The organism is Rhodoferax sp. SPJ21 (assembly GCF_058216335.1).
The window spans coordinates 236093-260874 of the sequence record NZ_JBYZMO010000004.1 but is presented as its reverse complement, the minus strand read 5'-3'; the positions used below and the strand labels follow the sequence as shown (position 1 = coordinate 260874).

Below are 24782 nucleotides of genomic sequence, written 5' to 3'. Positions count from 1 at the left end.
CATCTGCCTTGCACCGTGGGCAGAAATGCGGCTGCAATATGCTATCAAATTAAAAGCATGTTGCGCAGGTATCGTCTGCGCCGCAGGCCTATTTGATGCTGAACCTCAGGCCACCCAGCCCAGCAGATGGTGCATGGCCCACAGCAGGCTGCTGATGGTGAAAAACGAGCTGACGGTGGCCACCAGCAGGGCGGCGGCGGTGAAGCCTTCCAGTCCGTATTTCTGCGCTACCACCGGGTAGATGCTGAGCATGGGCATGGCGGCAAACAGCACGGCGGCGACGCGCAGCTCGGGCGCCACCACCAGCCCGGCAGGAAGCAGCCACAGCATGGTGAATACGGCCAGCGGGTGCAGCAGCAGCTTGCCGCAGGCTACCCAGGCCAGGTCGCGGCGCACGCCGGCCAGCTTCAGGCCGACCAAGCTGCCGCCGATGACGAACAGCGCCACCGGGCTGGAGGCAGTGGCTACGATTTGCACGGTTTGCGCCAGCACGGCAGGCAGGTGCAGACCCGACAGCGAGAAGCCGAAGCCGGCCAGTATGGCCAGCACCATGGGGTTTTTCAGCAGGTTGCGCAGGCTGACAGCCAGGGTGTGGTGCCAGCGCTGGGCGGCGTCCTGGCCTTCGTTGTCGGCCATGGCGAAGCACAGCGGCAGCACCAGCAGGTTCTCGACCACCATGGTCAGCGCCAGGGCCACGCCGGCCGTGGGGCCCAGCAGCTGCAGCACGATGGGGTAGCCCACAAAGCCGCTGTTGGATGCGGCCATGCCCAGGCTTTGCATGGTGGCCAGGGGCATGCTTTGGCGGCGCAACCGCAGGCCGACCAGCATGCCGATCAGCACCACGGTTAGCGAGCCAGCGGCGTAAGCCAGCAGGTAAGGGCCGTTCAGCACTTCGCCCAGCGGGCGCTTTGACAGGGCGTTGAAGATCAGCGCCGGCAGGCAGAAGTTGATGACAAAGCGGCCCAGTACCCGCATGTCGGGCTTGTTGAACAGGCCAAATCGCACAGACAGATAACCTGCTGCGATGATCAGGTAGATCGGCGTGGTGATGGCCAGGATTTGCAGCATGCTTGGGGTGGTGTTGCGGTAGGGGACTTACGGGCCGGGCATGTCAAAAAGTAGACAGACCCGGCCTGTGCAAGGGCGTTCAGTACTTCAGCGTGGCGACTTCGCGCAGTACCTCGGCCGTGGTGCTGGGCAGGCCGAAGAATTCCAGATAAGCCGGGATTTGCTCGAACAGCATGTCCGTGCCCACCTGCACCCGGCAGCCACGCGCCTGGGCCGCCGCCAGGAAGGCGGTGGTCTCGGCCTTCATCACCACTTCGCCCACAAAGGCGGTGGGGGCGATGCGGTCTACGTCCATGGGCAGGGGGTCGCCTTCGTTCATGCCCATGGGCGTGGCGTTGACCACCAGGTCGCAGCCGGCTGGGTCGTTGGTGCCGGTTTCCACCAGCAAGGCGGGGTAGTGCTGGCGCAGGCGGCTGGCAAGGCCTTCCATGGAGGGTGTGTAGGCGTCGAACAACTGCAGCGTGCTGACGCCCGCCGCCGCCAGCGAGGCTGCGATGGCCGAGCCCACGCCGCCGCAGCCCACCACCAGGGCGCGGATGCCGGTCAGGTTCTGGCCCTTGCGCAGCACGCCGCGCACAAAGCCTTCACCGTCGAACATGTCGCCCACTAGGCGGCCGTCTTCGGTGCGGCGCACGGCGTTGCAGGCGCCGGCAATCTGCGCCGTGGGCGAGACTTCGTCCAGCAGGCCGGCGGTGGTGACCTTGTGCGGCATGGTGATGAGCGCGCCACGGATGTTCTGCAGGCTGAATACGGCACGCAGAAACGTGGGATAGTCCTCGGCCTTGCAGCCCATGGGCACGACCACGGCGTCAATGCCGGCCTGGTCGAAATAGGGGTTGTAGATCATCGGCGCCTTGAAGGCGTGGGTGGGGAAGCCGATGTGGGCGATGAGCTCGGTTTTGCCGCTGATCATGGTGCTTCCTTATGCCTTTTGTGCTGCCTGGGCAGCGGATACACCGGCACGCAGGCCCAGCAGATAGCTCTCGGCCCCAAAGCCGCAGATCTGGCCCTTGACGATTTCACCGAACACCGAGTGGTGGCGGAACTCCTCTCGGGCGTGGATGTTGGACATATGCACCTCGATGATGGGGCAGGGCAGGATGGCCAGCGCATCACGGATGCCGTAGCTGTAGTGCGTCCAGGCACCGGCGTTGATCAGCACCGCGTCCACCTTGTCGGCGTAGGCCTGGTGGATGCGCTCGCACATGGCGCCTTCGTGGTTGGTCTGGAAGTGCTCTACCGTCGCGCCCAGTTCCTGGCCCAGCGCCACCAGGCTGGTGTTGATCTGGTCCAGCGTAGTGGTGCCGTATTGCTTGGGGTCGCGTTTGCCAAACATGTTCAGGTTGACACCGTGGAGTACGAGGATGCGCATGGGAGTTCCTTGGGTTGAGGGGCCGGTCGGGCGGAAGAGGGGGCGGGTGTTGAACCCCGCATGTTATCGCTAGAATGGCTCGAAATGTACTAAATAGTTCATTTTCAAAATAAAGGGTTTACCCTTTGTTTTATCCAGATGTGCCAGGTTAAGCCCTCCAAATACAGCAAGGTGAAGGAGATGACGATATGACCACCAGCCCCGCCAACCCGTACGCCCAGCCCAGGGTGGATTGCCATGTGCACATATTTGACCCGGCGCGCTTTCCCTTCCAGCCCGACACTGCCTACCGGCCCTCGGGCCAGGAGCTGGCCACGGCTGAGCAACTGGACGCCGTGCTGGACGCGCACGGCGTGCAGCATGCGGTGCTGGTCGGCCCCAACTCCGGCTATGGCCTGGACAACCGCTGCCTGCTGGATGCGCTGGCGCGGGGCCGGGGCCGCTACAAGGGCGTGGTGGTGCTGCGCAACGACGCCAGCCTGGGCGAGCTGCAAGATCTGCAGGCCCAGGGCGTGGTTGGCGTGGCCTTCAACCCAGCCTTGCTGGGCGTGGACTATTACCTCGGCATAGGCCCCTTGCTGGAGCGCCTGCGTTCGCTGGGCTTGTGGGCCCAGGTGCAGGTGCAGCAGGACCAACTGGTAGCGCTCAAGCCCATGCTGGTGGACAGCGGCGCGCGCCTGCTGTTCGACCATTGCGGCCGGCCTAACCCGGCGGCGGGCGTGGGCCAGGCTGGCTTCCAGGCTTTGCTGGGCCTGGCTGAAACGGGACGCGCCTGCGTGAAGCTCTCCAGCCTGGTGAAAAGCTCGGGCCAGGCTTTTCCGCATGCGGACATGTGGCCTTTTGTGCAGGCGCTGCTGCAGGCCTATACGCCACAGGCCCTGGTCTGGGCCTCGGACTGGCCGTTTCTGCGGGCCCCGGCGCGGGTGGACTACGGCCCCTTGCTGGCCCTGTTCGACAAGCTGGTGCCCGACGCGGCGGCGCGCCAGGCGCTGATGTGGGACACGCCCCGGCGCCTGTTCGGCTGGGACGCAAGCTCCAGTTAATTCGCAGCGGTGGGCGGCAGCCGCCAGGCGGCTTCTTCGTAGCCGCCTACAAAGCTGTCGGGGCCGTTGTCCAAGTTGCGGTTCACCAGGCGGCGGGCGTACATCGGGTGGCGCATGCTGCGCACCTCGTGCTCCAGCGTGGCAAGCACCTGGCCGTTGTCGAGGTCGATGATGTCCTGAAAGCGGTACTGGCTCTGGTCGCTTTCCTCCGTCACCAGGCCGCGCGCCAGCAGGCGGCGGTGCACCCCTGAAAAATCCGCCACGCTGATCTGCACATGGTGGCCGTCGTATGGCGGCAGGCTGCGTGTGGTTTCGCGGAACACCAGGCTCTCGGCCAGACCGATGGGAATGCGCACAAAGTTGCCGTCTGCATCCGATCCCAGCGTGGCCGGCGCGGCCAGCACCTCGGTATAGAAGCGGGCAATGCCGGCCACCGTGCCGGGTGCGCAGTCCACCTCCACATAGGGCATGCCCAGGCGCAGCGGGCCGAAGCGTGCCGGGTCCGGGGCGTGCACGCGGATGCGGTTGCCCCAGGGGCAGACGGTGTCCACTACATCGCCACGGCGTTCAAAGCGGAACTGCGTGCCCTGCAGCAGCGGGGCCACGGCCTGCAGCCGCTGCACCAGGCTGTCCAGCTCCGGCAGCACCAGGCCAACCACGCCGCGCAGCACCTCGGTCTTGCCTACCGGCAGATGGAACTGGCAGCTGCCCACGTTCATCCAGGCATTGCTGATGCCGGTGCGCTGGTAGGGGTCGCGGGTCAGACCCAGGCCCATGCCGTAGAAGATGATGGCCTGCTGCTGGTCGGCTACGCGCACATTGACGTGGCCAAACTCGACGATATTGCCTACGTCTTCGGTGGCGCGGTTGTAGGGGGTGTGCATGTTGGGGGCGTTTGGGCGGAGGGACTCGCATTTTGGCAGTGTTTGCCTGCTGCCGTGTGGTCCGGTCTTTTATATGAAATGAGGCTCTAGCGCATGTATTACCTGCGCTAGCTGCTATCAAAATTGCATGGATGGCCCTCCAGACCGGGCTAGACCAGGCTGATCAGATCCGTATCGCCCACGTCCACACCTTGCTGCGACAGCAGAGTGGTGACCTGGCCACGGTGGTGGGTCTGGTGGTTGAAAAAATGCGTCAAGGCCTGCCACATCGGGTGCTGGCGTTGCGTGCCCAAGGTGTTGCTGTAGCGCATGGTCCAGCCTGTCATGTCGGGTGGTGCGCTGGCCAGCCAGGCTTCGATGGCTGCGTCCAGCACCTCACGCCGGGCCATGAGCGTGGCCCAGTCGTCGTACAGCGGCTGGTTCAGCTGGTAGCCGGGCGGCAGGTGGATGGCGCCGCTCAGCGCGGGCCAAGCGCTGGCATGGTCGGCGCCGCATTGCACAAAGCGCTGCAGCCAAACCTGGTCGCCCACCAGCACGTGGTTCAGCGTGCGGTGGATGGAGCCAAAGAAGGCCCCGCTGTTTTGCTTGCGTGTGGCATCGTCCAGGCCGCTGCAGCAGGCGTACAGGCGTTGGTTGAACCAGCGGTTGTAGCGCGCCAGAAATTGGTAGTTATCCATCATGCTGTTGTCCATGGCTGGATGTTGCCACACGACCGTACTGGCTTTTTAGCGCCCGTAGATGGCCGTCAGCTGGGTCTGAGCAAGGGTGTTGGCATGGAGCATGAAGCCGACCATGGCGGCACTGGCATCGGCGGGCAGGTCTATGCGCGGAACTTTCAGCGCGTACAGCGTGAAGATGTAGCGGTGCGGTTGGTCGCCGGCTGGCGGGCAGGCGCCACCGTAGCCTGGCGCGCCAAAGTCGGTGCGGCCCTGTACCGTGCCCGCTGGCAAACCTGGCTGGCCACTGCCGGCCTGGGCGGGCAGGCCGGACGTGTTGGCCGGCAGGTTGTAGACCACCCAGTGCCACCAGCCGGAGCCGGTGGGTGCGTCGGGGTCGTACACCGTCAGCGCCAGGCTTTGGGTGCCGGGCGGCACGCCCTGCCATTGCAGCGCGGGTGACTGGTTGCCGCCACTGCAGCCAAAGCCTTGTAGCACCTGGGTAGCGAGCAGGCTGCGTCCTTCCGTGATGTCGGGGCTGGTGAGGGTGAAGGGTTCGGCCTGGGCGGCCAGGCTGGCGCAGCACAGAGCAGCTGCAGCGATAGGTGGTATCAAGCGGGGGAACAGGCGGGTAAACATACGACTCCTTGTAGACAAGGCCTTACTGTCACCGCAGACCCGCCAAAGCTTTAGCCCGCGCCGTGCAGCAGCTATGCCGTTTCGCGCAACAGCGAAGGGGCAAAACCAAAGCGCGCCTTGAAGGCAGCGCCAAACCGGCTGTGCGAGGTGTAGCCGCATTGCTGCGCAATTTCGCCCACTGGCAGCGCGCTGGACTGCAGCATGTTCAGCGCCGTCTCCAGCCGCAGAGCACGCACGGTTGCGGCGATGCTGCTGCCTTCCTTGGCCAACTGGCGACCCAGGGTGCTGGGGCTGGTGTGCAGCGCCTGGGCGATCTCTTCGGCTGTCCAGTCGGCGTATAGCCGCCCTGCAACCACGCGGCGGACCCGCTCTGTGGCGCGCAGCGTGCCGTTCGGCGGAAATGCCCAGCCGCGCTCGGCCAGCATCAGCAGCACCTCGGTCGCACGGTGGCGGCGGACCGAGGCTGGAAACTGGCCCCTGCCGGCGAGTGCGTCTGCAGCGGCCTGCAGCGATTGGCCCAGGCTGTCGTCCACCGTGAGCAGGCTGGCCAGAGCGGTGCGTGCATTCCCTGCCAGGGCAGGGTAGCGCTGGCTGAAGTCGGCCACCATCTCGGGGGCGATCTGAAGTGCGCAGGCCTGGTAGCTGGCGTGGGGTGTGGGGTCGTTCACCACGTCCCATACGCTGCCTTGTGCCAGCATCAGCAGTTGGCCCGGGCCACAACGGTGGCTGCCTCGCGCATGTTGCACAGTCTTGCTGCCGGCCTGTACCCAGATCAGCAGGTCGGCGTGAACAGTCAGGGTGGCCACCCTGTGCCGAGCCCGCGCACTGATTTGGCAGGAAGCGCCAATGCTGTGCAGGGCGTCGTCCGGGGCGGTTGGGGCGGCGGTTTGGAGGGACATGGGGCTAGGACTCTAGCGCAATCCGCGCGGCGCGCCACAATCGTCGCCAGTCTCTGTTCGTTTCCCTTTGGAGTTGTATGCCCACCACCCCGCACAGTTCCGCCCCCAATGTCCCGCCCTTGCACATTCTGCTGACCGGTGGCACCGGCTTTCTTGGCCAGGCGCTGTGCCGTGCGCTGTTGCTACAGGGCCATAGGCTCACGTTGTGGGTGCGCAATGCCGAAAAGGCCGAAGCGCTCTTTGGTACCGCAGTGCGCCATGTGACCAGGCTGGCCGACGTGGCGCCAGACGATATGCCGGATGTGCTGCTGAACTTCTCGGGCGAGCCGATACTGGGCCCGCGTTGGTCGCCGCAGCGCAAGCAGCAGCTGCATGCCAGCCGCAGCGGTGTGACCCAGGCCCTGGTGGATTGGGTGGCGGCATCGGCGCGCAAACCGCGCCTGCTGCTGAGTGCTTCCGCCATTGGCTACTACGGCATACAGGCGCCGGGCGACGCGGCCGCGTTGGGCGAGGATGCGCCGCCGCAGCCTATCTTCATGTCTGAGCTGTGCCAGCGCTGGGAGCGCACGGCACAGGGCATGGCCGCCCAGGGCGTGGCGGTGGCCTGTGTGCGGCTGGGCGTAGTGCTGGGCCTGAAGGGCGCGTTGCCCGAGATGCTGCGCCCGTTCCGCCTGGGTGTAGGCACGCGCATGGGCCGGGGTGACCAGGTGTTGACCTGGGTGCATCTGGACGATGTGGTGGCCGGCGTGTTGCATCTGCTGGCCCAACTGCACCAGTCTCCAGATATGCCGCCCAGCGGCGCCTACAACCTGACCGCACCCCATCCGGTGAGCCAACAGGAATTCACCGACACCGTCTGCCGGGTATTGCACCGCCCGCTGGCGCTGCCCGTGCCGGCGGCCTTGCTGCAGCTGATGCTGGGCGAGCAGGCCTGCCTGCTGACCGAAGGCCAGCGCGTGGTGCCGCGGCGCCTGCTTGCAGACGGCTACCATTTCCGGTTTGAGCGCCTGGAAGCGGCGCTGCAAGACCTGGAACGTAAAAGAAAGAACTGAGAAATGCCCATGGCGACTTTAGACATTGCACCCCCCGTACTCACCGACCCCGTCCAGCAGTTGCTGCAAATGCTGCGCACGCCGGGGCCACGCCGCCGCATCGTCGGGCTGGTGGGACTGCCTGGTTCGGGCAAAAGTACCTTGGCTGACAAGTTGGTGGCAGCGGTGAATGCCGAGGCGGGTGCAGGTACGGCGGTAGTCTTGGGCATGGATGGCTTCCACCTGAGCCGGGCGGCCCTGGCGCGCATGCCCGACCCGGAGGCGGCCCTGGCCCGGCGTGGATCACCCTGGACTTTCGATCCGGCCGGTCTAGCGGACCGTCTGCGCGCGGTGCGCAACGCGGCTGTTGATGCGCCCCCCGTGCCTTGGCCCGGTTTCGAGCACAGCGTGGGTGACCCGGTGGAGGGCGCAGTGCAGATCGATGCGGCTGTGCGCCTGGTGCTGGTGGAGGGGCTTTACCTGCTACACCGCGAACATGGCTGGAACCTGGACGGGCTGCTGGATACCCGCTGGTACCTTGATGTGCCCATGGACGTAGCCCTGCAGCGCTTGGTGGCGCGCCACCAGGCGGCCTGGGGTTTCAGCGTGGCCCAGGCGCAGGCACGGGTGGCCATGAACGACCAGCTGAACGCCGAGATCGTGCAGCAGACCCGTGCCCGGGCTGACGCGCTGGTGGCTTAGGCGCGGCGGCGGATGAACACCAGGCCCGCCAAGCCCAGGCCGATCAGGGCCAGCGAGCCAGGCTCGGGCAACTCCACCGCCATCTGGTAGGGGCCAAAGCCGGCCAATGCTGCCGTGTCGTTGGGGCTGACACCAAACGCGGCGCTGTAAGACGATTCACCGGCCACACCCAGCGCGGACAGGTCGGACGAATACGACCACTGGACCGCATTCGGGTCGGCTGCGGCGATCTCGATCCAGTAGGTGGTATTGGCCGCCAGGCTGTAGCCGGATGCCAGCGAGAAACGGTAGGAGCCGAATCCACTGGATGAGATGGTAGAACTGGACAGGCTGTCGAAAGTCGCCAGCAGGCTGCCAGGGGCGCCGCTGTTGCTGGACAGCAGGCTGACCTGCAGGTTGGAGCTCAGGTCCGGGCCCAGGTTCATCAGCAGTGCCTGGATGCTGTTCAGTGTGCCGCCGTAAGTGCCAGTGTTGAACGAGTTGGCAAGCGGGCCGGTGCCGTACACCGCATCGGAGCCGCTTTGTACGGCGTCAAGGTTGTTGTAGACCACGGTGGCTTGCGCGGGCAGGGCCATGGCGAAGCACAGGCAGGCGCCAGCGGACACGGCAGCCTGGCGGAAAGACATTTTCAATGGGGAAAACATAGCTGTTCCTGACATCTATAGATTGAGGGGGCTCAGAGCAGCGGGTCGCTGACGCCGTGCTTGCCGGTTTCCACATGGCCAGCGCATTGGCAGACAAAGCTGGCGTCGGTGCTGGCCGTGACCACCAGGTCGTACCAGCGCGCGCTGGTTTGCAGCGTCCAGTCCGAGCGGAAGCTGGCACCTGGGGCTACCGTTTGGTGCGACGCGTTCTTCATGTACTGATCGGTCACGGTGACGCTGGTGGAGACGGTGCCGATGTTGGTGACCACCAGCGAAATACCGCCGCCAATGGTGTCGTACACGGTTTGCACGGTCAGCTTGGCCGCCGATGCGCCGGTGCCACCTGCGAATTTGCGGAAGAAGCCATTCGGGCCGTACACCGACAGGTCATAGGCGCTGGTGCCCGCAGCGGGTGTCCAGGTGTCGGCCAGGCTTTTGCCGGCCTCTACCGTATAGCTCCAGGGGCCGGTGCTGCCGCCGGCCACGGTGCCGTTGGCGGTGCGCACATGGAACCAGGCGCCAGCGCTGCCAGTATTGCTGAAGCTGATGCCAAAGCTCTGGCCCGCCGCGTTCGCCACGCCCAGGGCCTGCAGTTGGTAGGGCAGGGCACGCGCCAGGCGGGCGCCGGGTTCTTGCGACGGCATGGTCTGGTTGGCAGGCGGCGTGACGGCCAGGTTGGGGTAGGTCTTGCCGCTGGTGACGTCGCTTGCCGGCGGCACATAGGCGGCGGTGCTGGGCAGGCGCGAGGCGGTGGCGCTGGCGATGGAGAAGTCGAGTGCTGAGCTCAGGTCGCCGCACACCGTACGGCGCCAGGGCGAGATATTCGGCTCCATCACGCCAAAGCGTTTTTCGATGAACTGGACGATGGAGGTGTGGTCGAACACCTGGGAGTTGACCCAGCCGCCCTTGCTCCAGGGCGACACCACCAGCATGGGCACCCGTGCGCCCAGGCCGTAGGGGCCGGCGGGGTAGCTGGCCGTGCCGTTGCCAGGGTAGATTTCATTCACGGTGCTGACGGTGGATTTGCCCTGCGCGGCTGTCATGGGCGGGGTGGGCGGCACCACGTGGTCGAAGAAGCCGTCGTTCTCGTCGTAGCAGATGATCAGCACGGTGCTGGCCCAGACGGCGGGGTTGGCGGTCAGCGCGGCCAGTACGTTGTTGACGTACCAGGCACCGTAGTTGGTGGGCCAGTTGGGGTGCTCGGTATAGGCCTCGGGCGCGGCGATCCACGACACCTGGGGCAGGGTGTTGTTCATCACATCGCTGCGCAACTGGTCGAACAGGCCGCCGTTGTTGAAGGCGCCGTTGTTGTAGATGTTGGTGCCGCTGCGGGCGCGGTCATACAGGGGCTGGCCGGGCGTGGAGTTCTGGTACTGGGTGAAGTACAGCAGCGAGTTGTCGCCGTAGTTGCCGATGTAGGGTTGGCCGGTCCAGCCCCAGTAGCCTTCTGCGGTCAGGCCTACGCCGATGTCCTGGTAGATCTTCCAGCTCACGCCAGCGTTTTGCAGGCGCTCGGGGTAGGTGCGCCAGTTGTAGCCAGCTTCTGCATTGGTCACCACCGGGCCGTAGGGCGGCACGCCATTGCCATTGCCCGCCAGGGCCACGTTGCCAGGGGTGCTGCCGGTGGCGCTGCCATCGGGCGTCAGCGTGCCGTTCTGGCCGGCCCAGCCGCTCCACAGGTAGTAGCGGTTGGGGTCGGTGGAGGCCATGATCGAGCAGTGGTATGCATCGCACACGGTGAAGGCATCGGCCAGCGAGAAGTAGTAGGGGATGTCCGAGCGCTGCAGGTAGCTCATGGTCTTGCTGGTCTTGTTCGGAATCCACTTGTCGTAGAGGCCGTTGTTCCAGGCGCCGTGGGCGTCTTTCCAGGAGTGGGCCAGGTCGGCCAGAAATGCCAGCCCCAAGTCGGCGCCTGCGGGGCGGAAGGGCAGCAGCGTGGCAGGGGTTTGTGTGACGCCGGACGAGTTCAGATTGGGCTGCTGGAATACCGAGTTTCCCGACCCATAAAGGCGCACGGCGCGCGGGTCGTTGAAGCCGCGTACGCCGCGCAGCGTGCCGAAGTAGTGGTCGAACGAGCGGTTTTCCTGCATCAGCACCACGATGTGCTGTACGTCCTGGATGGTGCCGGTCACGGCGTTGGCGGGGATCGCCAGGGCCTGTTTGATGGCATCAGGGAAGACGGTGGACAGGCCAACGCCGGCCGCACCGCGCAAAAGGGCGCGACGGTCAATGGAAGTCATGGGGATCTCCTTGTTCTAGGGGCTGGAGGGAACGTTCGGTAGGCGACGTGCATCTTCTGGCTCAGATGTGACATCGCTATGTCAAGGGCCGCGCTATGTGGGTCGTGTGGGCGTGGGATTGCGCAGTCTCGCTCGCGCTCTGGCCCTGTCGTCTGTATGATGATTTTTATGCCGCATCCCGCTTGCACCGACCCGATCGCGCAGCAGCTGCTGATGGCCTACAACGATTCGCCGTTGTTGGTTGCGCTACTGGACGCGGGCGACCACCTTCGCTACGCCAACCCTGCTTTTCGCAGTGCTTACGGTTTGGATGCCGACGAACTGATCAGCTGGAGCGCGCTGATGCGCCGCAACCATGCGCTAGGCAACGGCGCGTATATCGAAACCCTCGACATCGATACCTGGCTGGCCACTATCCGTTCGCGCCGGGGCAAGCAGGCATTTCGTGCCTTCGAGGCCGATCTGTGCGATGGCCGCTGGATCTGGATGACCGAGACCTTGCGCGCCGACGGCTGGATGCTGTGTGTGGCGTCGGACATCACTGTGCTGAGAGGCGGCGAGCGCAGCATGCGCCAGCAACGCGACGTGGCCTTGCGCGCCGCGCAGACCGACGGTATGACCGGCATCAGCAACCGCGCGCACATCATGGAACAGCTGCGCGACTCCATAGCCGAGCGGCAGCAGCGCGATACGCCTTGCGGTGTGGTCTTGCTGGACCTGGACTATTTCAAGCGGGTCAACGACAGCTATGGCCACCCGGCGGGTGATGCCGTGCTAAAGGACTTTGCCCATACGGTGCAGCGCTCGCTGCGGCGCGACGATGGTTTTGGCCGCCTGGGTGGAGAAGAGTTTTTGTTGCTATTTCGCGGCATGTCTCCCAAGAACCTGGGCGGTGTGGTGTCGGTTTTATTGAATGTGGTGCGCCAGCGCCATCCGTTGCCAGCGCACCCGGATTTTGGCTACACCTGCTCGGCCGGTATGACCGAGCTGCGGCCGGGTGACGATGTGCGCAGCGTGTACAAGCGCGTCGATGAAGCCCTGTACCAGGCCAAGGGTGCTGGCCGGGATCGTAGCATGTGGGCCGTTTAGTTTGCTATTTAATCGATAGCTGCTGGCGCAGATAGAATATGCGCTAGAGCCATTTTTTATTCATAATACCGGTGCCCAGTCTGCACCTTTTTTCTACCGCCCCAATGAGGTATTTCCGCGCATGAGCCTTGCCGTCTGCACCATGGTGCTGGGCACCACCAGCGGGGCTGGCAAAAGCTGGCTGACCACCGCCCTGTGTCGCTACTACGCCCGCCAGGGGCTGAAGGTCGCCCCCTTCAAAGCGCAAAACATGAGCAATAACGCACGTGTGGTCGCCGCCGCGCCGGGCCGCCCCAAGCAAGGCGCGACCCCCTCGGGGGGCAGCGCAGTACACGCAGTGACAAGCGTGGGGGCAGAGTTCAGTGGGGAAATCGGTAGCGCCCAGTACTTCCAGGCGCTGGCGGCCAGGGTTCAGCCCGATGTACGCATGAACCCACTGCTACTCAAGCCCGAGCGGGACACCCATAGCCAGGTGGTACTGCTGGGCCAGGTCAGCCCCGAGTTGACGGGCCTGGACTGGCGCAGCCGCAGTGCCAAGGTCTGGCCAGTGGTAGCCCAGGCATTGGACGCATTGCGTGCCGAAAACGATGTGGTGGTGATCGAGGGTGCGGGCTCTCCTGCCGAAATCAATCTGTACGACAGCGACATCGTCAATATGCGTGTGGCCCGCCATGCAGATGCGCGCTGCCTGCTGGTCACAGACATTGACCGTGGGGGCGCGTTTGCCCACCTGTACGGTACCTGGGCCCTGCTACCCGAGGCAGACCGCGAGCTGCTGCGCGGCTTTGTGCTGAACAAGTTCCGCGGCGATGCGCGCTTGCTGGCGCCAGGCCCGCAGCAGCTGCAGGCTTTGACTGGCGTGCCGCTGGTGGCCACGCTGCCCATGTGGTGGCAGCACGGCCTGCCCGAGGAAGATGGTGTGTTTGATGACCGCAGCCATAGCAGTGGCACGGTGACGCGCACCATCGCCGTGGTGGCCTATCCGCGCATCAGCAATCTGGACGAATTCCAGCCCTTGAAGAACGTCCCCGGCGTGCGCCTGGTGTGGGCGCGCAGCCCGGCAGATCTGGCAGGTGCGGACTGGGTCATCCTGCCCGGCTCCAAGCACACCAGTGGCGACTTGGCCTGGCTGCGCCAGCGGGGCCTGGACGCGGCGGTGGCTGCCCATGCCGCGCGGGGTGGTGCCGTGCTGGGCATTTGCGGCGGGCTGCAGATGCTGGGCGAGGCCTTGATCGACACGCATGGCATAGACGGCAATGCGCCCGGTCTGGGCCTGCTGCCCCTGGTGACGCAGTTTGAAGAGCGTAAGACGGTGCAGCACCGGCAGAGCTGTTTTGCCGAAGCTATGGTCGGCCCCTGGGCCGCCTTGGCCGGCGTGCCGGTGGCGGGCTATGAAATCCACCACGGACAAACGCTGCAGCACAGCGCCATGGCCCAGGCCGGCGACATAGCCCATGCTGTGCTGCCCGATGGCCTGGGTTGGCAGAATGCTGCCGGCAATGTGCTGGGCCTGTATCTGCACGGCATGCTGGAAGACCCGGCCGTGCTGCGTGCCCTGTTTGGTGCCAGCGTACCCACCCTGGACGCGGTGTTTGACGGGCTGGCCGACTACCTGGAGCCGCATTTTGAGCCGGGTTTCCTACAGTCCCTGATCGCCAGGCGCTGAGTACACTGGGCCATGCGTTTTCAGCACTTTCGTCAATACGGGTGGGCTCAAGCCCTGGCTTGGCACGACGTGAAACCGTTTCCCGAGCAGGCCAAGGCCTACCGTGGGCGCCAGTTCCGGGCGGTGCTACAGCGCATTCCATTTAGCAGCCTGGGCATGATGGTCTCGGCGGTGGTGCTGGTGTTGGCCTTTTGGCAAGAGGCGCAGCATGGGCTTTTGATGGTTTGGCTGCTACTTGTGGCCGTGTCGTCGGGCGTGAACCTAGCACTCTGGTGGGGGCACCGGGCAATGCATGCGGCGTATGAAGTACCGCAGTTCAAAGGCTGGACGCTGGCGATCTCCATCGCGGCTGCCGCAGTATTGTTCTCCTGGGTATTCTGGTACCTACTCAGCCTAAGCGATGCGGACGGGCGTGCATTTCTACTCGCGACGGCCGCCTGTTTTGTCGGCACCGGCAGCTGGATGTTTGCCTATCTCCCTCTGGTGGCTACGTCCTGGGCGCTAATTCTGTGTACAGGCGTCGGGTTTGCGCTCGCAGTGCGGCCAGAGGCGGTATACGCTTACATGATCGGCTTGCTGTGCTTGTATGCCTTCGTCATGTTGGGGACTATAAAGATTACCGCGCGTATGTTCCTGGATGGCTTGCATGCCGAAACCGAGATCGAGCGACAGAAACAGTTGGTCGGCCTGCTGCTGAACGACTTCGAGGAAAACGCGAGTGACTGGCTGTGGGAAACAGACCGCAATGGCCGGCTGCGCCATGTGTCGGTGCGCCTGGCGGCGGCCATGGGCGTGGCACCCGCAATGCTGCACGGGCGCAACCTGGTCGAGATGCTGTCGACCCAGTTTCCGCAGCTGCGCGACGAAGAACAGGACATGTTTTTGCACCTGCAAGCCTGCATGGCCCTGGACACGCCTTTCCGCCAAGTGGTAGTGCCTGTGATGGTGGGGGAGCAGCTGCAGTGGTGGTCCCTGACCGCCAAGCCTTTGGTGGGGCCCGCAGGGCTGCTGCAAGGCTGGCGAGGCGTGGGCTCTGACATCACCGCAGCGCGTTTACGCGAGATGGAAATGGTGCGCCTGGCCCACCAGGATGCGCTGACGGGCTTGGCCAATCGATTGCAGTTTGGCAATGCGCTGGAGGCCTATTTTTCGCCTCCAGGATGTGGCGCTGCCTGCACCTTGCTGCTGTTCGACCTGGACAACTTCAAGACCGTGAATGACTCTCTGGGCCATGCCGTGGGTGATCTGCTGCTGCAGGAGGTAGCCAGGCGCCTCACGGCCGAGGTGGGGCCACGTGAGCTGCTGGCGCGCCTGGGCGGCGACGAGTTTGCGCTGATCGTGCCCGGACAGCTGCCCCGGGCGCAAGCGCAGGCCTATGGTGAAAGGCTGCAAGCTGCGTTGGGCCAGGCGTGGTCGGTGAACAGCCACCGCATTGAGGTGCGCGCCAGCATAGGCATAGGGTTTGCGCCGCAGGACGCGCACAGTGCGGAGCAGTTGCTGAAGGTTTGCGACATGGCTTTGTATGCCGCCAAGGCGGCCGGCCGCCACACCTTGTGCTTCTTCGATCCAGCCATGGACGCGCTTGCGCAGCACAAGCTGAATATTTTGAGCGACATGGGCCACGGCCTGGTGCGGGGTGAGTTTGTGCTGCACTACCAGCCGCAGATCGACCTGTTGAACGGTACTTTGGTGGGCTTTGAGGCTTTGGTGCGCTGGATGCACCCCCAGCGCGGCATGGTGTCGCCGGCCGAGTTCATTCCGGCGGCCGAGGAGAGCGGTTTGATCGTACCCCTGGGTGCCTGGGTGCTGCGCCAAGCCTGCACGGATGCCATGCGCTGGCCGCATCCGCTGCGGGTGGCGGTGAATTTGTCGGCCGTGCAGCTGGCGAATGTGGATGTGCTGCCCATGGTGGAAGAGGCCTTGTCGCATAGCGGTTTGCCTGGCGAGCGGCTGGAACTGGAGATTACCGAGTCCACATTGATGCAGGACAGCCAGACCGCACAGGCCATTTTGCGCAACTTCCGCCGCAAGGGCATACGTATCGCCTTGGACGATTTTGGAACCGGGTATTCCTCGTTGTCCTATCTGCGCAGCTTCCCGCTAGACAAGCTCAAGATCGATCGCTCGTTTGTCAGTATTCTGGATGCGACTGAGAGCGATGCCAGCGCGGTGGCCATTGTGCAGACCATCATTGCTTTGGCCCAGGCTTTGGCGTTGGAGACCACCGCGGAAGGGGTGGAAACCGCCGCCCAACGCCATATTTTGGAGCGCATAGGCTGCAGCCATGGCCAGGGTTATCTGTTTGCCAAGCCCATGGATGCCGAATTGGTGGGGGCTTTCACCGCAAACTGGACAGAGAAGCAGCTAGCCTGATGGGCCCCAGGCCAGGCGGAAGCCGCTCACCAGCTCTGCACCGGCTGCCAAGCTCGTGCCGCCCACATGGGCATCTTGTGGCCGGTTCAGCCAGTCGGTGCAGTTGCTCACCGGTTCGGCACAAAAATGGTCTGCACCCTGCGGACAGAACAGCACGAAGTAGTCCAGTGGTGCATCGGCCGTCAAGCGCAGATGCCGGCGCTGCTCCGGCCAGTCGATGCTGAACTGCCGGTCCCACCCGGTGAAGTTGTTGTCCAGGTTCAGTTCGCTCAAAGGCATGCCGTGGCACAGAGCTGGCAGAAAAGCTGGCTGGCTGCGGCGCAGCGGCAGCATGTCGGTATCCGACTCCCACATGGCATCCACCGCGCAGCGCAGCCGGGTGCCAGCACGGTGCGGAAAGTAGGGGTGGTGCCCCAGTGCAGCCGGCATGGTTCGCAGGCTGTCGTTGCGCAATGACATTGCGCAATGCAGGCCGTCGGCTGCCAGGGTGAAGCTTTGCTGCGCCGTGAACGCCCAGGGCCAGGCACCGCCGGGGTAGGCATATTCCAGCGTGGCGCTGTGCTGCGTGTAGGCGATGGTCTCCCAGGCATCTTGCCAGCCCAGGCCATGGATGGCGTGGTCCATGCTGCCAGGCGAAGGTAACTGCAATTGCTGGCCATGTACCTCGGCCCGGCCATCTCGGATGCGGTTGCACCATGGCACCAGTGGAAAGCTGGCCATGCCCAGCGGGTCGCGTGCCTGCAGCGCCGCAACGCTTGCCGGGCGCAGCCAGTGGAAAGCCCCGTAGGGGTCGAGCTGCGGGAGGTCGGTAGCCGTATCGGCGGTGTACAGCGCGGCGATGGAGCCGCCGATTTCAGGGGCCAGCGCCATGTAGGTGTTGCCGGCCTGCAGCCAGAGCAGGGGTGCGGGTTGGGCTATCGGCATCTAGTAGGCGAATTGCCGGTAGTTATCGAGTGGCGCGCCGTTGTCCGAAACGATGGGGTTGAAGCGCAGCAACTGGCGGCTTTGTGCGGGCAGGGTGTCCCAGGTGGCTTGTGGCACGCGGATATGTACTTCAGGCCGGTACAGCCAGCGCCGGCTGTAGCCCAGCACCACCATCGGACGCGGCTGGTCGGTCTGGTTGGGCGTGCCGCGGTGGATCTGGCGCACATCGCGTATGAGCACGTCGCCCAGCTGCATTGCTACGCTTTCTATAGCTGTCTGCGCAGAATCTATCTGCGCTAGAACCCTATTTTTCTCAAGAACGTGGGTGCCTAGCGTGGTTTCCAGTGGCCCGTTTTCCGGCGTCACGTCGCACAGCGGAAAGTTCACCGCCAGTTGGAACGACGGTGTTTCTCGGCCCCATTCTTCGAACAGCGGCGGTGTGTCGCGGTGCCATGGCTGGTAGTCGGAGCCGCGCAGCGGTGTGTCGCTGGCCAGTTGGCACAGCACCGGGGCGGCGCCAACGACGCGTTCGACAATCGCCAGCACATCGGGGTCGGCGTGGATGGCCGGGTCGGCAAACAGGCCGGCAAAGGGCAGGGTGACATAGTGCCGCTGGGTGCCACGGTTCGGCTTGTCGTGTTCGCTGGCGATATGCGCCTGCAGCAGCGGTTCGAAGGCTGCGCGCCAGGCGGTCAGCACGTCTTTGGAGAAGTGGCCGCGCAGCATCACCATGCCGTCGCGGTTGAAGGCCGCCACATGGGCGTCGAGCTCTGAACTTGTCAGGCGCATCAGCGGCTCCTTTTCTTCATTAGGTGGGCCTGGATCAGCACCACGACCAGCAGGAACACGCCGCGCACCACCGATTGCCAGTAAGACGATAGCGTGAACTGGCCCAGGCCGTTCTCAAAATTCAGCAGGTTGAACACCAAGCCCAGCAGCACCACGCCTACCATCGTGGCCGCTATGGAGCCGGCACCGCCGCTGAGCAGGGTCCCGCCGACCACCACCGCCGAAATGGCGAACAAATCCCAGCCCATGCCTTCGTTCGGCTGGCCCGAGCCCTGCGCCGCCAGCAGCACGCCGGCCAGGCCGGCCAAAGTGCCCGACAGCGCGTAGACCAGCAGCAGGTTTTTATGCACGTTCAGGCCCATCAGCTTGGCCGCCTCTTCGCTGCCGCCGATGGCCAGCGTGTGGCGCCCAAAAGCGCTGTACACATGGGCCACGCCGGCCAGCGCCAGCACCACTAGCAAGATCCACATCGGTACCGGCACGCCCAGCAGGTCGCCCTGGCCGACTTCGGTAAAGCCGGTGTCGTAGGACGGGGACACCGCCTGGTTGTCCGCCAGCAACAGCGCCAGGCCGTGGGCCGCCAAGGTCATCGCCAGCGTGGCGATGAAGGGCTGGATGCGCATGCGCGAGACCACCAAGCCATTGACCACACCGCACAGCGTGCCAGCCAGAGTGCCGGCGATGACGGCGCCGATGGCACTGTGTGGCGACAGCAGCGCCGACACCACCGATGCCAGCGCCGCCACGGTGCCGACCGACAGGTCGATGCCACCGGCCATGATGACAAACGCCATGCCGATGGAGATCAGCGCAAACATGGCGTTGTACCGGCCGAATTCCAGCAGGTTGTAGGCGCTGAAGAAGTTTTCATACCGCAGCGTGCCCAGCAATACCAGCAGGATGACGGCGCTGGACACACCTAGAAGTTCTTTGTTTTTCATCATTTTTTCTGCACCCATACGGCGATAACAATGATTGCCGCCTTGGCCAGCATGGCCGCCGCGTCTGGCACGCCGTGCGCCAGCAGGGTGTACCGCATGAGCTGGATGATCAGTGCACCGACCAGCGTGCCGAAAATGTTGGCCCGCCCGCCGGCCAGCAGCGTGCCGCCCACGGCGGTGGCGGCAATCGCGTCCAGCTCCATGCCCAGGCCGTTCTGGTTGGCATCCGACGAGGCGTTGATCGATACCGTAATCAGCCCGGCCAAGCCTGCCAAGGCGCCGCACAGTGCATAGACCAGCACCTTGATGCGCGCAGCCGGTATGCCCGCAAGGTGTGCGGCCCGCGCATTCGCACCGGTGGCTACGATGAAGCGGCCAAACACCGTACGCCGCAGCACCCAGGACGCCGCCAGCACGATCACCAGCATCAGCAACACCTGCACCGGTATGCCCAGCAGCTTGCCCTTGCCCAACATTGCAAAGCCTTCGTTGGCGAAGGCCAGCAGATTGCCATTGGTCAGCACCTGGGCCACGCCGCGCCCGGCGATGAACAGCACCAGCGTCGCCACAATGGGCTGGATGTTGAAACTTGTCACCAGCCAGCCATTGAAGCAGCCGCAGGCGGCCGCCACCAGGATGGGTAGGACGACGCCCAGCAGCAAGCCCAGCGGGCCGGGCATGGCCTGGAAAATCAGCGGCGCCAGGGTGCCGGCAATCGCCATCAGCGCACCGACTGACAGATCGATGCCGCCGGTGGCGATGACCAGCGTCATGCCGACGCCGACAATCACGATGGTGGTGACCTGGGTCAGGTTCACGTTCAGCGTTTGCAGCGATATAAAGCTATCGGTAAACAGCAGGTTGAAGACGACCAGCAAGGCCAGCGCCAGCAGTGCGCCGCCGCTTTGCATGAGGTTCTTCATATTATTTTTAGCCCAGTGTTGCAGCTTATCCATGCTGGACCTCCGACGCGTGGGCGCTGCGGCCTTCGGCAATAGCCGACATGATGGATTGCTCACTTAGGCCGTCTCCGCTTATCTCGGCAATGCTGGTGCCATCGCGCACCACGACCACACGGTCCCCCATGCTCACCAGTTCTTCCAGCTCAGAGGCTGACATCAAAATGCCCATGCCGTCGGCAGCCAGGCTGTGGATCAGGTTGGCGATATCGGCCTTGGCGCCGACGTCGATACCGCGCGTGGGCTCGTCCAGCAGCAGCAGCTTGGGTGATAGCGCCAGCCAGCGCGCCAGCAAGACTTTTTGCTGGTTCCCGCCTGATAACTCCTTGATGGGCTGCTCTGGCCCGGATGTCTTGATGCCCAGCCGGGCAATGAAGGCGTCGACGATGCGCATCTGCGCAGCGCGGTCTACCACGCCGAGCTTGGCCAGCTGCGGCAGCATCACCATGGTCATGTTTTCGCGCACCGACAGGTCGGGGAAGATACCTTCGATCTTGCGGTCTTCGGACAGGTAGGCAATGCCTTGGGCGATGGCGTCGGATGGTGCATTGAAATCCACGGCCTGGTTGTTGAAGTGCAGGGTGCCGCCATCAGGCCGGTCGGCACCAAAAACCAGTCGCATGGTCTCGGTGCGGCCCGAGCCCAGCAGGCCGGCCAGGCCCACGGTTTCACCCGCATGCACTTGCAGCGAGATATTGCGCAGTTTGGGTGCTGCTTGCAGTGCGTCGGCTTTCAGTAGCGGCGCAAGGCCCGCTACCGGCTTGTGGCTACCGGCCTTGCGGTGGGCCACGGCCAGCTCTTTGCCGAGCATGGTGGTCACTAGGTCCAGCTTGGAGATGTCGGCCATGGCCGAGACATGCACCGTCTGGCCGTCGCGCATCACGGTGACGCGGTCGCAGATGGCATACAGCTCATCCAGTCGGTGCGATACAAACACCACGGTACGGCCATCTGCTTTCAGACGGCGGATGACATCGAACAGCACATCGACTTCACGGTCGTCCAGGCTGGAGGTAGATTCGTCCATGATCACCAGCTTGGCATCGACCGACACTGCGCGCGCAATCGCCACCATCTGCTGGGCGGCGGTGGACAGCGAGGACACGGGCTTGCGTACATCGACCGACAGGCCGACAGACTCGACCGCCCGCTGGGCGTCGCGGTGGATGCGCGGCCAGTCGATCAGGCCTAGCCGGCGAGGTTCGCGGCCCAGAAAAATGTTTTCTGCCACCGAGGCAAACGGCACCAGGTTGATCTCCTGGTAGATGGTGCTGATGCCGCTTTCGCGTGCTTGCTTGGGGGATTGGAAGCGGACTTCACGGCCCTCGAACCGGATGCCGCCGGCGTCTTGCGGGCCATCCAGGTCGTATGCTCCGGTGACGATCTTTATCATCGTCGACTTGCCGGCACCGTTTTGGCCGATCAGCGCATGTACCTCACCGGCCTGCAAGCTCAGTGAGCCATTGCGTACAGCGGGTACGCCGGCAAAATATTTCTGAATGCCCTGCATGGCTAGCAGCGGCGGACTGTTGTTTGACACAGTTCTTTAATCCCTGGGGTGACTTCTTGGGCAGGGGCGCAGTGGTGACTGCGCCCCGAGGCTGTGGCAACCGGTTCAGCCTGCGCGTTGCAGCTGTACCGGCGCTTCGATCAAACGCGATGAACGCTGATCAGAAGCCTTCGGCCAGGTCCTTGGCCGCATTGCTGATGTCGTAGATCTTGTCTTCCACCTTGACCCATGGTGGGATCTTTTCACCCTTGGCGGAAGCCTGGGCCGTCTTGCAGCTGATGCCGCCGAAGTACGGCGAGGATTGCACCGTGGCAACCATCTTGCCGGCGATGATGGCGTCCAATGCGTTGCGCTGGCCGTCGATGGACACTACGAAGATGTCCTTGCCTGGCACCTTGCCGGCGGCTTCAATGGCGGTGATGGCGCCCACGGCCATCTCGTCGTTGTGGCCATAGACCGCATTCGCTTCCGGGTGTGCTTGCAGCAGGGTCTGCGCCAGTTGGCGGCCCTTGTCGCGGTTGAAGTCACCAGACTGCGATGCCACGATCTTCATGCCGGGGTTCTTGGCGATTTCGTCGTCAAAGCCCTTCTTGCGGTCGGTCGCGGCGGATGCGCCTGTGCTGCCTTCGAGCTCGATGATGTTGGCTTTACCACCGGTGGCTTTTACCAGTGCCTGGGCTGCACGGCGGCCTTGGTCGATGAAGTCCGAGCCAATGAAAGTGATGTAGTCCACGCCTGGTTTGGCCAGCTTGTGGTCCACGTCACGGTCTACCAGGATGACGGGAATGCCGGCCTTCTTGGCCTTCATCACTGCAGGAATCAAAGGCTTGTCTTCACGGGGTGGGAACACCAGCAGATCCACTTTTTGCGCAATCAGCGAGTCGATGTCGGCGACCTGCTTGGCGGCGGAGCCACCAGCGTCGGTGAAGATCACTTGCCAGCCGCAGGAGGCAGCTACGTCCTGGAAGCTCTTGGTTTCGGCCAGGCGCCAGGGGTTGTTGCTTTCGGTTTGGGCAAAGCCCACTTTGTAGGTGGTTTTCTGGGCGACCTTGGGTGCGTCAGCGGCCGCACCAGAAAAATGGATGGCTGCCATTGCGACGGCCAGGAGTGTGTGGTGAAAGCGCATGAGTCCTCTTTTTTATGTGGTTAAACAGAGTCCTCAAACGGGGTATCGAATGAAGACAACGCATGGTATGAATAATCATGCGTTGCCTCATCGGTGTTATTACTAATATTAGTAAATATTTATTAACGGCTATCCGATAGCTAAAGTGTGCGATCGTGGTGGGCCGACCGTGCCGCGCTCAACCAGGGACACGTCCACTTTGATACGCCGCTTGCGGTGCGGCATGCCGTTGGCCTCGTCCAGCAGCAGCTCAACCGCCAAGCGGCCCATTTCGTAGTTGGGCAGCACCAGTGTGGTGAGGGGAGGGTGGGTGTGGCGGGCGATTTCCTGGTCGTCGTAGCCAACGACGGACACGTCCTCTGGCACACGCAAGCCAAGGTGCTGTAGTGCCTCCAGGCATCCCACAGCCATCAGATCGTTGGCGCAGAAGATGGCGGTGGGTGGGTGGGCTGCGCGCATCAATGACAGCGTGCAGTCATAGCCGGTGGTAACTTGCCAGTCGCCCTCGCGCAGCAGGATGTCGTCAAACGCGATGTCGGCACTGGCCAGCGCGCGGCGGTAGCCCTTGAGGCGGTCTTTGGCCGCGTCCATCCAGGGTTCGCCATTGATGAAGGCAATGCGTCTGTGGCCTGCCTGGATCAAATGTTCGGTCGCGGTAGCACCGCCGACCACTTCAGAAGGTACTACGGAGGAGAAGTGGGGTTCGCCGCCTTCGGGCACATAGCAATTGAGCAGCACCGTGGGTACGGAAGCAAGCACCGCAGGTGCCACTGCCTGGCGTGTGAAGATGGTGGAGTAGATCACCCCTGCCAGCAGGGGGTTCGCCAGCATCGATTCGAGTACAGCGGACTCGATGTCGGTGTTGGAGCGTGTGGCAAACACGGCGACCAGCGTGCCCTGGCTCCAGGCTTCGTCTTTCGCTCCATCCACGGAGACCACCGGGTGCGAACTGGTCGAGATTTCATCGACGAGATACAGCACCAGCCGGCGGCCGTCCCGTGGCGGTACCGGCGCGGTGGTGGCAGATCGGTCTGCTATCACGGTGCCCGCTGGCTTGCGCCCTTCGGGAAGCCGGTAACCGAGTTCTTCGGCTATGCGCAATACTTTCTGGCGGGTTTCGCTTGATAGCTTGGTGCCGGTCATGGCGTTCAGCACCAGCGATACGGTGGACTGTGACACCCCGGCTTGCGTGGCGATGTCGGTCATGGTCACTCTTTTGGATGCCTTGCCCTTGGGCTTGGTGGCCATGGTCTTGGAGGTCGTCATAGTCGTGAGTTGGATTTGTTATGACTAATAAATAAGTATGCAAACAATTTATTAAATCATAAGACGCGTCCGGGGTAGCCCACGGAGCTGCATTCGCAAAGTGAACACGCCCACCACCCAAGTAGGCAATGCCTTGGCCCGACCGGGTTTCCCGGGCGAAGGGTGGTGGCTCTGCGCTACTTCAAACTGCCCGACAAGAACTGCTGCAGGCGCTCGCTCTTGGGCTGGCTCAGCACCTCGCGCGGCACGCCTTGCTCTTCGATCTGGCCCTTGTGCAGAAAGATCAGGTGGTTGGCCACCTCGCGGGCAAAGCCCATTTCGTGTGTCACCACCACCATGGTGCGGCCTTCTTGGGCCAGCTTCTGCATCACTTTCAGCACCTCGGAGACCAGCTCCGGGTCGAGCGCACTGGTGGGTTCGTCAAACAGCATCACCTCGGGCTCGATGGCCAGGGAGCGCGCAATCGCCACGCGCTGCTGCTGGCCGCCGCTCATATGGGCGGGGTAGCTGTCTTCCTTGTTCTGCAGGTCCACCAGCTTCAGGTATTTGCGGGCGCGCTCGATAGCTTCGTCCTTGGGAACGCCCAGCACATGCACCGGTGCTTCGATGATGTTTTGCAGCACCGTCATGTGCGCCCACAGATTGAAATGCTGGAACACCATGGCCAACTTGGTCCGCATGCGTTGCAGCTGCTTGGCCTCGGCGGCCACCAGTTCGCCATGCTTGTCGGGCACCAGCTTCAGCTCTTCACCGGCGACGATGATGCGGCCCGCATTGGGCTTTTCCAGCAGGTTCATGCAGCGCAAAAAAGTGCTCTTGCCGGAGCCGGAGCTGCCGATGATGCTGATCACATCGCCTGCGCGCGCTTCCAGCGAGACGCCTTTGAGCACTTCGTTGGAGCCGAATTTCTTGTGGATGTCTATGGCCTGGAGTTTTAGGGGTTGGGTGGTCATAAGCGGTA

23 protein-coding genes are annotated in these 24782 nt (G+C 63.8%); 6 read left to right on the top strand and 17 right to left on the bottom strand.

Translation table 11 applies throughout. The annotated features are described in order from the left end of the window. Positions 1–105 precede the first annotated feature (105 nt). From AC4BBN_RS20515 to aroQ, 3 genes are all read right to left on the bottom strand, one after another. Complete coding sequence (locus AC4BBN_RS20515; RefSeq protein WP_490593869.1) at positions 106–1068, bottom strand: AEC family transporter; 963 nt, start codon at positions 1066–1068, stop codon at positions 106–108. 79 nt (positions 1069–1147) lie between these two features. After that, positions 1148–1981 carry a shikimate dehydrogenase family protein gene (locus AC4BBN_RS20510; protein ID WP_490593868.1) on the bottom strand — a complete coding sequence of 278 codons (834 nt, stop codon included), beginning with the start codon at positions 1979–1981 and terminating at the stop codon, positions 1148–1150. Positions 1982–1990: 9 nt separating this feature from the next. Next, on the bottom strand, positions 1991–2440 hold the full coding sequence (aroQ, locus tag AC4BBN_RS20505) for a type II 3-dehydroquinate dehydratase (protein ID WP_490593867.1): 450 nt from the start codon (positions 2438–2440) through the stop codon (positions 1991–1993). Between the two features lie 188 nt (positions 2441–2628). On the opposite strand from aroQ, the gene AC4BBN_RS20500 reads away from it, so the two are divergent. Further along, complete coding sequence (locus AC4BBN_RS20500) at positions 2629–3483, top strand: amidohydrolase family protein (protein ID WP_490593866.1); 855 nt, start codon at positions 2629–2631, stop codon at positions 3481–3483. Here the strand turns inward: AC4BBN_RS20500 and AC4BBN_RS20495 are convergent. The 4 genes from AC4BBN_RS20495 to AC4BBN_RS20480 all read right to left on the bottom strand — a co-directional run bounded on the left by AC4BBN_RS20495 (position 3480) and on the right by AC4BBN_RS20480 (position 6561). After that, entirely contained in the window at positions 3480–4367 is an 888-nt protein-coding gene (locus AC4BBN_RS20495) for a VOC family protein (protein WP_490593865.1), read from the bottom strand. The genes AC4BBN_RS20500 and AC4BBN_RS20495 overlap by 4 nt on opposite strands. Positions 4368–4516: 149 nt before the next feature. After that, on the bottom strand, positions 4517–5047 hold the full coding sequence (locus tag AC4BBN_RS20490; RefSeq protein ID WP_490593864.1) for a DinB family protein: 531 nt from the start codon (positions 5045–5047) through the stop codon (positions 4517–4519). A 45-nt stretch (positions 5048–5092) separates the two neighbouring features. After that, the gene (locus AC4BBN_RS20485) at positions 5093–5662 is read right to left on the bottom strand and encodes a YbhB/YbcL family Raf kinase inhibitor-like protein (protein ID WP_490593863.1); all 570 of its coding nucleotides are present in this window, start codon (positions 5660–5662) and stop codon (positions 5093–5095) included. A gap of 71 nt (positions 5663–5733) precedes the next feature. After that, positions 5734–6561: a helix-turn-helix transcriptional regulator gene (locus AC4BBN_RS20480; RefSeq protein WP_490593862.1), complete on the bottom strand. Its 828-nt coding sequence runs from the start codon at positions 6559–6561 to the stop codon at positions 5734–5736. Positions 6562–6638: 77 nt separating this feature from the next. On the opposite strand from AC4BBN_RS20480, the gene AC4BBN_RS20475 reads away from it, so the two are divergent. Together AC4BBN_RS20475 and AC4BBN_RS20470 are read left to right on the top strand one after the other, a co-directional pair. Next, positions 6639–7613, top strand: a complete 975-nt coding sequence (locus tag AC4BBN_RS20475) for a TIGR01777 family oxidoreductase (protein WP_490593861.1) — start codon at positions 6639–6641, stop codon at positions 7611–7613. 9 nt (positions 7614–7622) lie between these two features. Continuing rightward, positions 7623–8294, top strand: a complete 672-nt coding sequence (locus AC4BBN_RS20470; RefSeq protein ID WP_490593860.1) for a nucleoside/nucleotide kinase family protein — start codon at positions 7623–7625, stop codon at positions 8292–8294. On the opposite strand, the gene AC4BBN_RS20465 is transcribed toward AC4BBN_RS20470, so the two are convergent. Beyond that, on the bottom strand, positions 8291–8938 hold the full coding sequence (locus AC4BBN_RS20465; RefSeq protein ID WP_490593859.1) for a choice-of-anchor R domain-containing protein: 648 nt from the start codon (positions 8936–8938) through the stop codon (positions 8291–8293). The genes AC4BBN_RS20470 and AC4BBN_RS20465 overlap by 4 nt on opposite strands. Before the next feature lie 32 nt (positions 8939–8970). Further along, positions 8971–11178 (bottom strand): phosphocholine-specific phospholipase C, encoded by a 2208-nt coding sequence (locus AC4BBN_RS20460; RefSeq protein ID WP_490593858.1) that lies wholly within the window; start codon positions 11176–11178, stop codon positions 8971–8973. A gap of 168 nt (positions 11179–11346) precedes the next feature. Here AC4BBN_RS20460 and AC4BBN_RS20455 point away from each other — a divergent pair, with 168 nt between their 5' ends. The 3 genes from AC4BBN_RS20455 to AC4BBN_RS20445 all read left to right on the top strand — a co-directional run bounded on the left by AC4BBN_RS20455 (position 11347) and on the right by AC4BBN_RS20445 (position 16306). Next, on the top strand, positions 11347–12267 hold the full coding sequence (locus tag AC4BBN_RS20455) for a GGDEF domain-containing protein (protein ID WP_490593857.1): 921 nt from the start codon (positions 11347–11349) through the stop codon (positions 12265–12267). 121 nt (positions 12268–12388) lie between these two features. Further along, on the top strand, positions 12389–13933 hold the full coding sequence (locus tag AC4BBN_RS20450) for a cobyric acid synthase (RefSeq protein WP_490593856.1): 1545 nt from the start codon (positions 12389–12391) through the stop codon (positions 13931–13933). 69 nt (positions 13934–14002) lie between these two features. After that, positions 14003–16306, top strand: a complete 2304-nt coding sequence (locus AC4BBN_RS20445) for a putative bifunctional diguanylate cyclase/phosphodiesterase (RefSeq protein ID WP_490593855.1) — start codon at positions 14003–14005, stop codon at positions 16304–16306. Here AC4BBN_RS20445 and AC4BBN_RS20440 read toward each other — a convergent pair. From AC4BBN_RS20440 to AC4BBN_RS20405, 8 genes are all read right to left on the bottom strand, one after another. Beyond that, positions 16298–17230 carry an aldose 1-epimerase gene (locus AC4BBN_RS20440; RefSeq protein ID WP_490593854.1) on the bottom strand — a complete coding sequence of 311 codons (933 nt, stop codon included), beginning with the start codon at positions 17228–17230 and terminating at the stop codon, positions 16298–16300. The two genes, AC4BBN_RS20445 and AC4BBN_RS20440, sit on opposite strands and share 9 nt — an antisense overlap. Next, a complete protein-coding gene (locus AC4BBN_RS20435; RefSeq protein ID WP_490593853.1) occupies positions 17231–18019 on the bottom strand; it encodes a phytanoyl-CoA dioxygenase family protein in 789 nt (262 codons plus the stop codon). Next, positions 18019–18960 (bottom strand): ABC transporter permease, encoded by a 942-nt coding sequence (locus AC4BBN_RS20430; RefSeq protein WP_490593852.1) that lies wholly within the window; start codon positions 18958–18960, stop codon positions 18019–18021. The genes AC4BBN_RS20435 and AC4BBN_RS20430 overlap by 1 nt, the downstream gene beginning before the upstream one ends. Then, entirely contained in the window at positions 18960–19916 is a 957-nt protein-coding gene (locus tag AC4BBN_RS20425; protein WP_490593851.1) for an ABC transporter permease, read from the bottom strand. The genes AC4BBN_RS20430 and AC4BBN_RS20425 overlap by 1 nt, the downstream gene beginning before the upstream one ends. After that, on the bottom strand, positions 19909–21429 hold the full coding sequence (locus tag AC4BBN_RS20420; protein ID WP_490593977.1) for a sugar ABC transporter ATP-binding protein: 1521 nt from the start codon (positions 21427–21429) through the stop codon (positions 19909–19911). Before AC4BBN_RS20420 ends, AC4BBN_RS20425 begins: the two co-directional genes overlap by 8 nt. Before the next feature lie 160 nt (positions 21430–21589). Further along, positions 21590–22555, bottom strand: a complete 966-nt coding sequence (locus AC4BBN_RS20415; protein WP_490593850.1) for an ABC transporter substrate-binding protein — start codon at positions 22553–22555, stop codon at positions 21590–21592. Between the two features lie 129 nt (positions 22556–22684). Next, on the bottom strand, positions 22685–23761 hold the full coding sequence (locus AC4BBN_RS20410) for a LacI family DNA-binding transcriptional regulator (RefSeq protein WP_490593976.1): 1077 nt from the start codon (positions 23759–23761) through the stop codon (positions 22685–22687). A gap of 236 nt (positions 23762–23997) precedes the next feature. Beyond that, positions 23998–24774, bottom strand: coding sequence for an ABC transporter ATP-binding protein (locus tag AC4BBN_RS20405; protein WP_490593849.1), 777 nt, complete (start codon positions 24772–24774; stop codon positions 23998–24000). Between the last annotated feature and the right edge of the window lie 8 nt (positions 24775–24782).

What these genes read in the sequence shown, in the direction of transcription:
- AC4BBN_RS20410 (WP_490593976.1), bottom strand. Translation starts at nt 23,761, where the DNA reads ATGACCGACATCGCCACGCAAGCCGGGGTGTCACAGTCCACCGTATCG.
- AC4BBN_RS20405 (WP_490593849.1), bottom strand. Translation starts at nt 24,774, where the DNA reads ATGACCACCCAACCCCTAAAACTCCAGGCCATAGACATCCACAAGAAA.
- AC4BBN_RS20430 (WP_490593852.1), bottom strand. Translation starts at nt 18,960, where the DNA reads ATGAAAAACAAAGAACTTCTAGGTGTGTCCAGCGCCGTCATCCTGCTG.
- AC4BBN_RS20515 (WP_490593869.1), bottom strand. Translation starts at nt 1,068, where the DNA reads ATGCTGCAAATCCTGGCCATCACCACGCCGATCTACCTGATCATCGCA.
- AC4BBN_RS20425 (WP_490593851.1), bottom strand. Translation starts at nt 19,916, where the DNA reads ATGGATAAGCTGCAACACTGGGCTAAAAATAATATGAAGAACCTCATG.
- AC4BBN_RS20455 (WP_490593857.1), top strand. Translation starts at nt 11,347, where the DNA reads ATGCCGCATCCCGCTTGCACCGACCCGATCGCGCAGCAGCTGCTGATG.
- AC4BBN_RS20485 (WP_490593863.1), bottom strand. Translation starts at nt 5,662, where the DNA reads ATGTTTACCCGCCTGTTCCCCCGCTTGATACCACCTATCGCTGCAGCT.
- AC4BBN_RS20435 (WP_490593853.1), bottom strand. Translation starts at nt 18,019, where the DNA reads ATGCGCCTGACAAGTTCAGAGCTCGACGCCCATGTGGCGGCCTTCAAC.
- AC4BBN_RS20490 (WP_490593864.1), bottom strand. Translation starts at nt 5,047, where the DNA reads ATGATGGATAACTACCAATTTCTGGCGCGCTACAACCGCTGGTTCAAC.
- AC4BBN_RS20495 (WP_490593865.1), bottom strand. Translation starts at nt 4,367, where the DNA reads ATGCACACCCCCTACAACCGCGCCACCGAAGACGTAGGCAATATCGTC.
- AC4BBN_RS20415 (WP_490593850.1), bottom strand. Translation starts at nt 22,555, where the DNA reads ATGCGCTTTCACCACACACTCCTGGCCGTCGCAATGGCAGCCATCCAT.
- AC4BBN_RS20450 (WP_490593856.1), top strand. Translation starts at nt 12,389, where the DNA reads ATGAGCCTTGCCGTCTGCACCATGGTGCTGGGCACCACCAGCGGGGCT.
- AC4BBN_RS20465 (WP_490593859.1), bottom strand. Translation starts at nt 8,938, where the DNA reads ATGTTTTCCCCATTGAAAATGTCTTTCCGCCAGGCTGCCGTGTCCGCT.
- AC4BBN_RS20460 (WP_490593858.1), bottom strand. Translation starts at nt 11,178, where the DNA reads ATGACTTCCATTGACCGTCGCGCCCTTTTGCGCGGTGCGGCCGGCGTT.
- AC4BBN_RS20510 (WP_490593868.1), bottom strand. Translation starts at nt 1,981, where the DNA reads ATGATCAGCGGCAAAACCGAGCTCATCGCCCACATCGGCTTCCCCACC.
- AC4BBN_RS20470 (WP_490593860.1), top strand. Translation starts at nt 7,623, where the DNA reads ATGGCGACTTTAGACATTGCACCCCCCGTACTCACCGACCCCGTCCAG.
- AC4BBN_RS20420 (WP_490593977.1), bottom strand. Translation starts at nt 21,429, where the DNA reads ATGCAGGGCATTCAGAAATATTTTGCCGGCGTACCCGCTGTACGCAAT.
- AC4BBN_RS20500 (WP_490593866.1), top strand. Translation starts at nt 2,629, where the DNA reads ATGACCACCAGCCCCGCCAACCCGTACGCCCAGCCCAGGGTGGATTGC.
- aroQ (WP_490593867.1), bottom strand. Translation starts at nt 2,440, where the DNA reads ATGCGCATCCTCGTACTCCACGGTGTCAACCTGAACATGTTTGGCAAA.
- AC4BBN_RS20475 (WP_490593861.1), top strand. Translation starts at nt 6,639, where the DNA reads ATGCCCACCACCCCGCACAGTTCCGCCCCCAATGTCCCGCCCTTGCAC.
- AC4BBN_RS20480 (WP_490593862.1), bottom strand. Translation starts at nt 6,561, where the DNA reads ATGTCCCTCCAAACCGCCGCCCCAACCGCCCCGGACGACGCCCTGCAC.
- AC4BBN_RS20440 (WP_490593854.1), bottom strand. Translation starts at nt 17,230, where the DNA reads ATGCCGATAGCCCAACCCGCACCCCTGCTCTGGCTGCAGGCCGGCAAC.